Raw genomic sequence first — 13,650 nt, 5'->3', positions numbered from 1 at the left:
TTGATGGTAAATTCAATCCATGGTCTTGATATATTCTTGCACAATAACCATTTGATGCGAGTAACTCCGGTTTCAGATAGTTCTATATTTATAGAGGGAAGTGTCAAAATTTATCATGAAGCTGAAGGTTATCCCGTCATAAACCAAAAATTAGAAATTTCGGTAAAGATTCCCCCTGATTATCCGAGGAACCCACCGATATTTAGAGAGTTAGGTGGAGTTATTCCGAATGATGGAAATTTTCATATAAATCCAGATGGAACCATATGTCTTAGTTCACCCTTTAGTCTTATGGCTCAACTTCAAACGGATAATTGTTTCAATAATTTCTTTGAAATTTTTTTTATTCCATATGCTTACGCATGTCTGTTAAAAATTAATCATAAAATTGATTTTATTTTTGGGGAGTTAAGACATGGTAGTGCAGGAGAAATAGATGAACTAAAAGAGTTATTTAAAGTAGATGATGTTCATCAAGTATTAGAATGTTTAAAAGCATTAACTTTGAAGAAAAGGGTTGCAAATAAGAGGCCCTGTCCATGTGGGTGCTCAAAAAAGCTTTCCCAATGTAAGACTAATAGTTATTTAAATAGCTATCGATCATTGCTTCCTCGAAATTTTTTTTCAAAAACTTGGAAGAGATTATCTAAAAGTTAATTATAAAATTAACGTTAGATGTTATTTATTTAAAAGATATATAGAGTTAATTCAAAGTTTAGACCAAAGAGGTTTTTCATGCGAATTGGGTTAAATAGTATTTACAGTTTAAATAAAGGCTTTATATGAATAAATATGTACCCAAATTCCAAGAAGAATTTAGTGCAAAAATTCCAGCTTTGGCCCTTCTAAATAATTTGGGGTGGTCCTTCCTACCCCCATCACAGGCACTTGTTGCCCGTGATGGAAAGCAAGACCAAGTGGTATTACGCCAAATTTTACGTCAAGAGCTCTCTAAACGTACTTTTCCATTCGCGGGCAAAGAATATCCCCTATCGCCAAAATCAGTTGATAACTTAATTGCTGGAATCTGTAGCCCTGCTTTGAATGAAGGGTTGCTGACCGCCAATGAAAAAATGTATGACCATTTATTTTATGGCATTCCTGTAACTGAATTTGTGAATGGAAAAAAGGTTAGCCCAACGATTCCACTGATTGATTGGTATAACATCCATAACAATAACTTTTCATACACTGAAGAATTTGCTGTTACACGCTCAGGCGGTGTAGATACACGTAGACCCGATATCATTTGCTTTGTAAATGGTATCCCTTTAGTTGTGATTGAAGCAAAACGGCCTGATAGTCAGGCTAAGAAAGGTCCAACGATTAATGAAGGCATATCTCAGACGCTTCGTAATCAGCGACCTGATGAAATTCCACATCTGTTTGCATATAGCCAACTACTACTCTCTATAAATGGACATGAAGGGCGTTACGGCACATGTAATACCCCTGCAAAATTTTGGGCTGTATGGCGAGAAGAAGATATTTCTGATGCAGAAATGTATGCGCTTAAAAATAAGAAATTAAGTACTTCACAAAAACAGAGCCTATTTTCTTATCGTCCAGTTGATGACTTAACTTGGTATGAAAACCTAATTGCGGGTGGAGACTTAGCTGTTACAGGTCAAGATCAACTTCTGATTAGTCTATTAAAGCCTGAACGACTACTCGAAATGGTTCGCCTATATACGCTTTTCGACAAGAAAGCAGGAAAAATTGTTGCCCGTTATCAGCAAATCTTTGGTATCAAACGCCTCATTGAGCGTATTAGTACGAAGAATAGCAAAGGTGGTCGTGAAGGTGGTGTCATTTGGCATACAACGGGCTCAGGTAAATCTTTTACTATGGTCTTTCTCAGTAAAGCCTTGATCTTGCATGAAGCTTTAAAACAATGCCGTATCTTGGTTGTCACTGACCGTGTTGATTTGGAAGATCAACTCAGTAAAACCTTTGTATCAGGCGGTGAACTGGCAGGAAAAAAAGACAAGCAAAATGCCATGGCGACTTCAGGCAAACGCTTGGCTGAACAAATTGGTAAGGGTACAGAGCGAATCATGTTCTCTTTGATTCAGAAATTTAACTCTGCAACCAAACTTCCTGAATGTGTTAACACAAGTTCTGACTTCATTGTTCTGATTGATGAAGGGCATCGAAGTCAAGGTGGTGAAAACCATGTGCGTATGAAACTCGCACTTCCAAATGCTGCATTTGTGGCATTTACAGGTACGCCATTACTTAAAGATGAAAAGACCGTTAATAAGTTTGGTCCTATTGTTCATGCGTATACGATGCAGAGAGCAGTAGAGGATAAAACTGTAACGCCTTTGCTCTATGAAGAGCGAATCCCTGATTTAGATGTCAATGAACGAGCGATTGATACGTGGTTTGAAAGGATTACAGAAGGTTTAAACGATCAGCAAAAAGCAGATTTAAAACGTAAATTTGCGAGAAAAGGTGAGATTTATACTGCGGATGATCGTATTCGCCTGATTGCGTTAGATATTGCCAATCACTTTGTGAAAAATATTGATGATGGTTTAAAAGGACAGCTTGCTTGCGATAGCAAGGTTTCAGCGATTAAGTATAAAAAGTACTTGGATGAAGCGGGCTTGTTTGAGTCTGCTGTGGTGATGAGCCCACCTGATAGTCGTGAAGGGAATACAGATGTTGATGAATCGACTACCCCTGAAGTGACCCAATGGTGGAAAGAGAATGTCGGCACTCAGGATGAGCAAGAGTATACTAAACAAGTGATTGAGCGTTTTGAAAAAGATGATTCGCTTAAATTGCTGATTGTGGTGGATAAGCTCTTAACAGGTTTTGATGAACCTAAAAATGCTGTTCTTTATATTGATAAAAATTTAAAACAGCACAATTTGATCCAAGCAATTGCGCGTGTAAACCGGCTTCATCCGATGAAAAAGTTTGGTTTATTGATCGACTATCGAGGTATTTTAAAAGAATTGGACGCCACAATTCTTGATTACCAAGATCTCGCTGCCCGTACCCAAGGTGGCTATGATATTAATGATCTTACAGGTTTATATACGCAAATGAGTTCCGAATACAAACGATTACCTCGTTTGTATAAAGCACTTTGGGCAATTTTTGCTGATGTTAAAAATAAAAATGATCCAGAGCAGTTACGCCAAGTTTTAGTCCCTCGTATTGAAGAACGTGAGGGTGAGTTAGTCGATATTCACTTAAAAGTTCGCGATGATTTTTATGAAGCACTTACAGAATTTGCAAGTTGCTTAAAAGTTGCATTGCAGTCAGCAACCTTCTTTGAAGATAAAAGCTTTTCTGATGCAGATCGTCAGCACTACAAAGAAACAGTCAAACTATTTACAAGCTTGCGTCAGATTGTGAAACGAGATGCTGGAGAGACTATTGACTACGATCAGTATGCTGAGCAAGTTAAAAAACTGATTGATAAGCATGTTGTGGGCATTGAAGTTAAGGACCCTGATGGGGTTTATGAAGTCGGCAAGATGGGTAAAATAGCTCAGCCTGAAGATTGGAGTGAAGAGAAAACACGTAATGAAACGGATATCATCAAAACACGTGTAACGAAGATGATTGAGCAAGAGTTACGTGATGACCCCTATGCTCAGGAGGCTTTTTCTAAGTTGTTACGTCAAGTCATCGAAGAAGCTGAGAAAGAGTTCGATCACCCTTTGAAGCAACACATGCTTTTTAGAGAATTTGAAGAACAAGTTGAAGCTCGTCGTTTAGATGAAATTCCTGATGTGTTCAGTGGTAATAAGCATGCTCAAGCTTATTATGGTGTCTTCAAGAAACTATTACCTGAAGCATTCTCGATAACAGATCAACAGAATCAAGATAAGTGGATTCAACTCGCTTTTGAGGTTGATAGTTCTGTTATGAGCTCTGTAGCTGAAAACTCAATTAATCCACAAAATATTGAAGCAGATATCCGTAAAAAACTATTACCTCAGATGTTCCGTGAATGTAAATCTATTGGTAGTGGTATGGATCAATCCAAAAAAATTGTGGAAATGATCGTACAAATTACTCGGGTCGGTTTAAATGGGCTCTAGGATAAATACGTTACCAGATAAAAAGTTAAGTATCATTTATGGTGATGAGGTTATCGACTTTGAGGTATTTGAAAGGCTGAGTCGTACTCAAAAGATCCTGATTAAAGTCTATTCTGATTGTCGAGTAGTGGTGTCAACACCACCTGATACAGATGATCAAACAATCATTGATGCTGTAAAACAGCGTAGTCGTTGGATTTATAAGCAATTAAAAGATTTTCGTGAACAACGCAAATTCATCACACCTCGACAATATAGGAGTGGTGAGAGCCACTTCTATTTAGGTAAACAATATCAGCTGAAAGTGGTCAAAGATGATTCAAGCCCCCAAGTAGTAAAGCTTTTCAGAGGGAAACTAGAGGTCAATACTTTGGATAATGCTCTTGAAAATATTAAGTCGCTGTTAAATGATTGGTATAGAAACCGAGCAAAAGTGGTATTTGAGAGTCGTCTAGAAAGACTTTTGGAGGGAGCATTATGGGTTGAGAATAAACCTGATATTCGTTTATTCACGATGAATACTCAGTGGGGAAACTGTTCACCATCAGGTGTGATTACATTAAATCCTCATCTAATTAAAGCCCCTACAATATGCATTGACTATGTAATTTTGCATGAGTTATGTCATTTGGTTGAACATAATCACAGTGATCGCTTTTATCAGCTTTTGAAGCAGGTTATGCCTGATTGGGAAGTGAGAAAGGAAAAGCTGGATAATATGGCAGAGAAATTTTTTGACTAGAATTTAATGTGATCTTAGCCAAAATAGTAGGTACAACATCTCTTTAAAGGTAATGTAACTTTAATCCGTGGGCATGGATGATATTCTGCAGTACCTGTAAGGTGCCACCAAGTTCTGCAACTGCCAAGTTGATCAACTACAACCTAACACGTTGGACTATATGAAGTTGCGATTTGGATGATAGCAACCTGCCGATTGATACAAGAAGCATTGCTTCGCAAGGGGCGGAAAAGCAAAAGCGTCTCTTGACTTTGGGATGTAAGAACTGGCTGTTTGCTAACTTACTGCGCAGTGGTCAGCGAGTAGCGAATATCATGATGCTGATTTAGTTGTTAGCGGCAGTGTAAAAATGACCCCCTAATGGCATTTAAAAACTGACCCCCTTGGTTAATATAGCGGTCATTTTGGACTGCTCAACATGTTAACTTTGGAGCAAGCAGTGACAATCCAAATACTTCATCAACAAGGTAAATCTATTAAAGCCATTAGTCGTGAACTGGGGGTATCCAGAAATACCGTACGTAAATATTTACGGCAAAACACCACACCTCAGTATCAGCGTATACAGCCTAGAATAAGTATCCTTGACCCATATAAACCCTATTTACTCCAACGTGTAAACGCAGCTCATCCTGAATGGATTCCTGCTGTCGTGCTCTACCAGGAAATTTTAAGGTTGGGATATCCAGGAAAGATCAGGATCTTGAGGGAATATCTTGCAACATTAAAACCAGTTGCTCAACCGGAACCGATCATTCGTTTTGAAACCCAACCTGGCCAACAAATGCAAGTGGATTTCACCACGATTCGACGTAACAACACGACTTTAAAAGCTTTTGTCGCAACATTAGGGTATTCCAGAGCGACTTTCGTGAAATTTTATGATCATGAACGTACCGATGCATGGATCGATGGTCTAGAAAATGCATTTCAGTTCTTTGCAGGAGTACCTCAGGAAATACTGTTTGATAACGCTAAAACGATCATGATTGAACGGGATGCCTATCAGGAGGGGCAGCATAAATGGAATCCCAAACTGCTCGACTGCGCCAAGAAATACAGCTTTCGTCCTCGCGTATGTAAGCCCTACCGTGCACAGACCAAAGGCAAAGTTGAACGCTTTAATGGATACCTCAAATCAAGCTTTATTGTGCCATTGAAAGCAAGCCTGAAGACTTCGGGTTTACTGTTAGATGTTGATGTCGCCAATGCCCACATTGGCCGGTGGCTGCATGAAACCGCCAATCAGCGGATTCATGCCACCACGCAAGAAAAACCGGCTGTTCGACTGCAACAGGAGCAGCAAAAATTTACGCCATTACCGCAATCAGATACAGGTTCCTGCACTGTACCTGTTGCAGCAGCAGAGCATGTCATGCCCTACGAGAGTTTGCAGCATCCCTTATCGGTATATGACCAGTTGCTGGGAGTTTCATGATGAATCTGCAATACGACCGTATAGAGCAACTTTGCCAAAAGCTCAATCTGCCTGCCATCGCATCACAATGGTCACATCATGCACAACAAACATTAGGTCAAGATGGAAGTTATGCCGACTTTGTTGAAGCGATCTTGACGCATGAATATGCTGCCAGGCAACAGCGCAGTCAGCAGGTACTGATGAAACTCTCAGGCCTGCCTCAAGTCAAAACCCTGGAAGACTATGATTTTAATTATGCCCTAGGGGCCCCTAAATCACAGGTGATTGAACTGTTCAATCTGAGCTTTATTGCTAGAGCAGAAAATGTGGTGTTTCTCGGGGCTAGCGGAGTAGGAAAAACGCACTTATCTATGGCATTAGGCTATAAGGCCATCATGAACAACATTAAGATCAAGTTCATTACCGCCGCCGATCTCATGCTGCAACTAAGTACAGCCTACCAGCAAGGTAAACTGAAAACCTATATGCAACGTGCGGTACTGGGACCAAAGTTACTGATTATCGATGAAATTGGTTATTTACCGTTTGGACGTGAAGAAGCGAATCTGTTCTTTAACGTGATTGCCAAGCGTTATGAAAAAGGCAGTACGATATTGACGAGTAACTTACCCTTTAGCCAATGGTCTAAGTCATTTGCGGATGATGTTACGTTGACCGCTGCGATGTTAGATCGGCTATTACATCACTGTCATGTGGTACAGATATCGGGTGAGAGTTATCGTTTGAAGGATAAAAAAAGAATTGGGATTCAGCCCCAGGTTGAAACTTAATACGAGATCAAAGGGGTCAATTTTACTTTGCCATTTGTAAGGTAAAAGGGGTCAATTTTAGAATGCCGTTGACATAGTCAGAAAAACTCAATAGGCCTACCTGACTCAAGAAGGCTTCACGGGATGCTTACAGTTAAAATTCTATAATACTGAACGAGCTCATTAAGAGAAATATGCTGTGGTCTAACACCCTGTAAAACTTTACTTGAGGGAAAATGAATTTGGGCTGAGAAGAATTTAGCTCAAATTTAACCTGACAGGAACAATAAAAAATGGGTAACTGTCAGATCAGGTTTGAGCTAGTACAATATATATTTAACAATTTAACAATTTAACAATTTAACAATTTAACAATTTAATATAAGCATTGGTCGCAAAGGTTTCACCATTTTTTAACCTTAATGCTTTTTCCAAACTTTCTAAATTCTCAATTACTTGTTCATCACTTAAATTAAAAGGATCAAACTTAATATATTGGTTGGTCCTACCATCTGATTGAACTTCGTATATACGCCAGTAACCAAGCCCCTGATCTAATTGAATCATTAATTGTTTGCCAGATTCTAATGTAAATTTGATAAAGCGGCGGTGAGGGATGTCATCCTTATTCTCAGTGATACCAATTTGACAATCTTGACCTAATTTATTTTTCAATAGTGACTTTAGGGTGAGTCGATATGTTGCAATATCAGTAAAATCATGATGTAAAAACTTTTGTTCTTTTTCATTCTTTTTGAATAAAGTACAAATAGTTATGTTTTTAATATCAAATGGCAGTATTTTCTGTAAGCCGTCCAACCAAGAACTTAATAAAAGAATATTACTTGGGGACTGAAGATAACGATCTATATAAATAACATCAGTAACTTTATCGTGCGTAAATATATCATGTAATCGTTTGTCACAAGTAATTAACTCTTTCCAATAGCGATGTCCGAAATGAAATAAATCACCATTCAACTGTGAAGATAACTCTAGCTCGACTATCGGTTGTTGTAATGGTAATTGAATTTTCTCTGTTATGTCCTGCTTGACTAAAACTTTCTGATTTTCATTGAATAAGGTGATACTTTGAGTTTTTAACCAATTCTGATTTGGACATGAAGCTTGTAAATCTTCACAGGCGATAGTGACACATTTATTCTCTAATTCAACTTGTGCAACAATATGTGGTGAAGCATCTTCAGCCTGTGAAAAATGCAAATTTAAGCTATTTTTATATAATGCCAACTCAGAGATAAAGTCTTGATAATAATTTAGTGGTTGGGTAAGTACGATTTCAACTGTTAAGTTTTCTTTCTGTTGCCAGTAGATGAGTTTTCTTTTTACTTCAGGATGAAAAATATCCCACTGATCTATATTTTCATTTAAGACCAAGCTCAAACGTTTTGCCCCTTGTCCTAAATAGCGTTCAATACATTGGGTTAAATTTAGAGGTGAGTATTGTCCTTCAGGGAAAAATTCTGCTTTAACTGGTGCAATATAATGTTGATAAGTGGTTCCTAACCAGTTGCTTGCTAGTTTACGGTCAAGTTTATGGAAATAATGACGGGTTTGAGTATCCAATAAACATTGCCCACAACTACTTTCACATTTAGCATCACATTTAAGTTCTTCAAACATTTCATACAAAATTGTCTGGATATAATGAGGAGCTTCTGTTGAGAAGCCTGCACCACCACTGACCAGATCGAATAGCTGAATTGCAAGAATTTGCGTTTGATCTTCCAATAAAATATTTCGAATTCCGAACCCAAGCTCACTACTCGAAATCCCTAATTGTTTAGCTAAAGCTTTGCGTACTGCAACGGCCAAAGTTAATGCAATTTTAGTATTTTTTTCATTCACTAAAAGATATTCATGTGTTTCAGGGTGTTGAAGTACAAGTTCAAAGACGTCGGTATTGATATAGCTTCCGAGATGTAAATCTTTAATAACTAATAAGCTCCCTTCACAGTCTAGTCGTTTTCCATCCTGATCCCATTTATCACTTTGGACTGCTTTTAATGGCTCATGTGCGGCTTCAGGAGAAAGGTCCTTTGGAAATTCGTGAGCATGCGTTTGTGATTCTGCACGACCACAAGTCATACAAATGGCATATCCATGCCCATGAAGTCCAGAACTATAATGCAGGACATGACCTGTCTCATCAGCAACCATATAGCCCAATGCATTATTAGGTAAATAACGTTTTTCACCTTTAGCTACGACCCATGGTTCCTGGACTGGAATAAATTGCTGTGATGAAACATCGTTCGTTGGTTCTACATAGTAATCGTGTACAAATCCAGCTGGTTGTAGAATTTGGCGTGTATATTGAGGAGGAATTTTTTTGCCGCAGTCAGTATTGTCACAATACAGTTCAGTACAGTCGACTGCGCTTTCAGAAGAATAACCAGTTTGATGGCAATGTGGGCATTTCCAAGCCAGATTAAACTTCTGTGCCTCACGTGAATCATTACTATGGATATTGTGCCATGCTAATGAAATCCCACTCGACTTAAATACTAATCCATCTAAAACAACCTCAGCACCAGGCGCATATTCTCGAATAGCTACTGCTAAATTACGAGTTGGCATTTCTCTAAGTAAAGAGACATTATCTTCTAGATTTTTTTGACTTTCGTCTTTACCTTTTTCCTCAAGCTTACGACGCTGATCAATATAGTTATTTGTTTCGAAAGTGACAATATCCGTAGGGAATCCATAGCCTGGTAAGAAGCATTTTGCTGCTAATTCTTTAAGTAAATATTCTTCGCATAAACGTTTATATTCAAAATTCAAGCGTACACGATATGGGCTTTCTGATTTAGTCGCTGAAATTTCACTGTTTAGCTTATTAAATTCAGTTAACCAACGCTGCTGTAATAGTTTAAGTAATCTTGCACATTCTGTTGTTAAGTTTTCAACACTCTCAGTGGCTAAAGCTGTTCCACTGGTAAGCGTTTTTAATGCCTTCTCAAAAAATTGATGATCAGCTAGCCAAGCGAGAAAGGTATCACATACAGATAAACTTGCTTGATCCTCTGGTTTCGTGTAGAACCATTGCAAAGTTAAACGTGTTTTTTCAGTATCGGTTTGTCCTAAGTCTCTTAAGAATAAGGAAAATAATAGAGAATTCACATGCCGTTGAACTAAGCGTTTGGAGTTGAAGGTCACATGAGGGGCCGGAATAACGGTTTCAAAAGCCCATTTAGGTTGTTTAAATACATATTGATCATGTGGGTTTGATTTACAGATCGTATAAGATAGTGCACGTGCTTCTTTACTTCTACCTGCTCGACCTGCACGTTGTAAATAATTGGCAGGGTGCGGTGGAACGTTATTCATGACGACAGCTGAAATCCCCCCGATATCTACCCCCATTTCCATCGTAGTCGAGCAGTTCATGACATTTAAACGTCCAGTTTTGAAGAGATCCTCATACTTTTCCAAACGTGAACTTGATTGTTGGGCGGAGTGTTCGGCAACTTGATAGTAGTACCCACCTTCAACAATGCGGTCAGTCAGATCATTCCATAGGTTATTTTGTCTTAATTTTTGGACTTGGGGGTTTTGTTTAATTAAGCGTCTTAATTCAGTTAAACGTTGTGCTATATCTGCATCTGAGAAGAATTGTGTAATATCAGGCATTGCAATTTTTTCACATTGCCATGCTGTTTTATCTTTTGGTAATTTTAGCGGTAGGTAAGGGGTTAATCCCTTAAATGTTGTATCAATCAGACGCTGAGTCTTCGGACAAATGAATGCTTCTTTTACTAAACTGAAAGTCATTTTTTCAGGTCGTAAAAAGAATTGGTTCACGTCACTGGATAAAATTTGACTTTGTTGAGTCAAAGCTTTCCATGCACATTCTAGCCAACCATTGATTATATCAAGATCGCCAGGTTTATTAAGATCGAGATCAGCGCCTAGCGCGAGCAATTTCACCAAACGGTTTTTTGAATTTGCGGTTGCATTTGGCCATTTTTTAGTGCGACGATCATTTTTTGCTGCTGAAGATGAAGATAATAAGCGCTTAGTTGCAATCTTACGTCCCATCCATTTCGAAATATCATGCTCAATATAAATATAGTAATATTCACGGATATAGAAGTCTAAACAGACCTTTAGAAAGTCATGCCAATCTTGTAAGTTTAGATTTTTTGCATCCCAATACTCATTTGGTGTACTGCGGACTTGGTCAAGTCCTGTGTATCCAATTTTGACTAGTCCTAATGTTTCAGTACTATTACGTTTCTTTGGACGGCGGCTATATTCGCTTAACAATAAAAGATGAGCAACTTTGAAGAGACCTTCTAAGTCTTTGAAGACTTTAGGTGAATAGTATCGAATTGCATTAGCAATCCAATTTTGAATATCACTCACCTGATTAAGACGCTGGACCATTTCTTGCCAAGACAAAGCTTGAGTTTGTCCAAGTGAAGTACTTAAAAAAGAAATTTTTTCTTCCAATTCTGAAATTTCATCTTGCATATCAGCATCATGCATTGTCTTGTATTTATCTAATCGCTTTTGCAATTTTATTAATTGCTCATTCTCATTAGATGAATTCTTAAATTCTTGTTTTAAAATATCAACAACTGCACCACGTAATCGTGCTCGTTGTGCATCCTGTTGAAGCTGAACAGACATACGAGCGGTTCCTTGTCGACTGTCTGTAAAGGTAATGAGCTTTCTCCCTTGTGCGGGAAGATTTTGAGCACTCAAATTATGATTTTTTTCTTTTTGAGACTCCTGTAAGTCTTCTTCGCTGATTTGTGGACAAAATTCTAGTACTGATGGAATTGCTTGAGTGACATAGAATGGGGCACCTAAGATACTACGCTCTACAGGAGACTGGCCTGGTTTAGTGGTGGTAAAACCACAATCAGGTGCCGCACAACTACTTGCACAAGCATATAGCGTTACAATAGAGTCTTCTTTGTAAGTTTCATTACCTTCCTTATCAAAGTTATATGCTCTATGAGATGTCTTATAATGTGAAAGAAGTAATTTATGATTGTTTATTTCTTCTGAAATATCACGTTTTGAAGCTTGTTTAGGTGCATCTTCATCGTCTTCTTGATCTTGTAGTAAAGAAAACTCATCAAGATAGCCATCTACTGTTTGTGTTAAACGGTCTTCTCCATCAACATCAATCACTGCACCCAATAAATGAGGCTCATTACATTCTTTGCAGAATGCCAATTCTAAAACTGGTGCGCCACAATCGCAATGTTGGCGTTGATTGGCATATACAAGACCATATGGCCAATTTTTTAGTTCAGTATCTTTTTTATGTTCACAATCTGGTGATATACAACTCCACAACCCTTGGGTTATCCGTTGCATGAAATGGCCACGGAGTTTTAAAAAGGCCTGATCTTTTTCATTTGCTTGGGTATTGGTCAGTAAGTCTAGCCACTCTAAGATTTGCATTTGAGTAAGCTTAATACCCTTAATTTCCAGAATTTTTTGTAATTCTAAACTGGTTTTGGGTTTTGTTGATTGGACAATACTATCTCTCAGCGCACATGCTGTGTCATGTTGAGTTAATGCATCGAAACGTGCTGGAGACACCAAATAGGTAGGGTCAATCTGACATAAGTCATCAAAGGTTAATTGGGACGTTTTTTGAGTGAGTGGAAGGATCGGGACGCTGCGTTGTCCACCAATCACTTCAATATTTTCGGTTGGGATTCCTGCCAATTGGCTTAGAAATAATTTTAATTGTTGTTCAGCATTTTCATCTGCAATAGTTGCAGATGTTGCGACAAAGCGGATATCTTTGGCCTCGACACCAAAAGCTTGTAATACTCGGCGTAATTGTAATGCTAATTCTGCCGCTTGTGAGCCCATATAGCTATGTGCTTCATCCAGAACAATCCAGCGCAAAGTTTTATTTTGTTTTGATTTTTCAAGAATAGGAGCATCCATCTGACGAATAAGCATATATTCAAGCATGGTGCCATTGGTTACCAAAATTGGTGCTGGATGTTTGCGCATTAATTCGCGAGATAAGACCTGATTAGGTTTCTGTTTTTTTCTGACTTTGCTATCACGCTCTTCAGTATTACCATTGTATAAGCAGTAACGAATTTTATTACCAAAATGCTGTGTCCAGGCATCTAAGCGTTCTTTTTGAGAATTGATTAGGGCATTTAAAGGATATAGAAATAGTGCATGTACGCCTTCTAAAGCTTCTTTTTTGGTGAGGCTTTGTTCATATAAGTCATTTAAAATTGGAATCATAAAACATTCAGTTTTACCTGAACCTGTACCGGATGTCACAACGATAGATTTTTTTTCTTTTAGAAGTTTTTTCCAGCTCGTTAATTGATGTTTGAAAGGATGAAATTCAGCACCAAAACGATAGCGACGCCCATTTTTTGAATCATCTAATGCGTTTACGACATCCTGATGCAGCAATTCGCCACTTAAATCACGCATTCTTTGACTGGCATATTCCCAAGCAAAAGTATGTTCAAAAACAGGAGGAGCAAGAAATGCAAACTCTTCGCCAGGGAGTTGAGACATTTGTTGGCTCAAATGTTGACGCAGTTCATGATTCGCGATTCCTAACACCCCCAGTGTTGATTCTTTTGTACGTTCCGTCGCTTGTTCTAATAAAGCTGAAAAATAACGTTGCAT

Annotated in this window: 6 protein-coding genes and 1 pseudogene; 6 read left to right on the top strand and 1 reads right to left on the bottom strand. The window is 38.3% G+C overall.

Annotation, left to right across the window (positions count from 1 at the left end):
* The first annotated feature begins 3 nt into the window (after positions 1-3).
* From FTU82_RS01420 to istB, 6 genes and pseudogenes are all read left to right on the top strand, one after another.
* Positions 4-657, top strand: coding sequence for a hypothetical protein (locus tag FTU82_RS01420; protein WP_180100968.1), 654 nt, complete (start codon positions 4-6; stop codon positions 655-657).
* Positions 658-782: 125 nt separating this feature from the next.
* Entirely contained in the window at positions 783-4,064 is a 3,282-nt protein-coding gene (locus tag FTU82_RS01415) for a type I restriction endonuclease subunit R (RefSeq protein WP_180100967.1), read from the top strand.
* Positions 4,054-4,806, top strand: coding sequence for a M48 family metallopeptidase (locus tag FTU82_RS01410; RefSeq protein ID WP_180100966.1), 753 nt, complete (start codon positions 4,054-4,056; stop codon positions 4,804-4,806). Before FTU82_RS01415 ends, FTU82_RS01410 begins: the two co-directional genes overlap by 11 nt.
* A gap of 101 nt (positions 4,807-4,907) precedes the next feature.
* Positions 4,908-5,132: pseudogene (locus FTU82_RS16090) on the top strand (transposase); the annotation flags it as partial.
* A 92-nt stretch (positions 5,133-5,224) separates the two neighbouring features.
* Positions 5,225-6,244: an IS21-like element ISAba8 family transposase gene (gene istA, locus FTU82_RS01405; protein ID WP_180100965.1), complete on the top strand. Its 1,020-nt coding sequence runs from the start codon at positions 5,225-5,227 to the stop codon at positions 6,242-6,244.
* Positions 6,244-7,017, top strand: coding sequence for an IS21-like element ISAba8 family helper ATPase IstB (gene istB / locus FTU82_RS01400; protein ID WP_001053379.1), 774 nt, complete (start codon positions 6,244-6,246; stop codon positions 7,015-7,017). Before istA ends, istB begins: the two co-directional genes overlap by 1 nt.
* A gap of 339 nt (positions 7,018-7,356) precedes the next feature.
* Here istB and FTU82_RS01395 read toward each other — a convergent pair whose 3' ends face one another.
* Positions 7,357-13,650, bottom strand: coding sequence for a DEAD/DEAH box helicase (locus tag FTU82_RS01395; RefSeq protein ID WP_180100964.1), 6,294 nt, complete (start codon positions 13,648-13,650; stop codon positions 7,357-7,359).

Origin of the sequence: Acinetobacter sp. YH12151, assembly GCF_013418355.1 — a bacterium.
In the GTDB taxonomy this organism is placed as follows: Bacteria; Pseudomonadota; Gammaproteobacteria; order Pseudomonadales; family Moraxellaceae; genus Acinetobacter; species Acinetobacter pseudolwoffii.
Note: the sequence above shows the minus strand (reverse complement) of the source record. Positions and strands in the feature narration are given on the sequence as shown.

Coding starts and splice junctions, on each gene's coding strand:
- FTU82_RS01420 (WP_180100968.1), top strand. CDS start 4: ATGGTAAATTCAATCCATGGTCTTGATATATTCTTGCACAATAACCAT.
- FTU82_RS01415 (WP_180100967.1), top strand. CDS start 783: ATGAATAAATATGTACCCAAATTCCAAGAAGAATTTAGTGCAAAAATT.
- FTU82_RS01410 (WP_180100966.1), top strand. CDS start 4,054: ATGGGCTCTAGGATAAATACGTTACCAGATAAAAAGTTAAGTATCATT.
- istA (WP_180100965.1), top strand. CDS start 5,225: ATGTTAACTTTGGAGCAAGCAGTGACAATCCAAATACTTCATCAACAA.
- istB (WP_001053379.1), top strand. CDS start 6,244: ATGAATCTGCAATACGACCGTATAGAGCAACTTTGCCAAAAGCTCAAT.
- FTU82_RS01395 (WP_180100964.1), bottom strand. CDS start 13,650: ATGCAACGTTATTTTTCAGCTTTATTAGAACAAGCGACGGAACGTACA.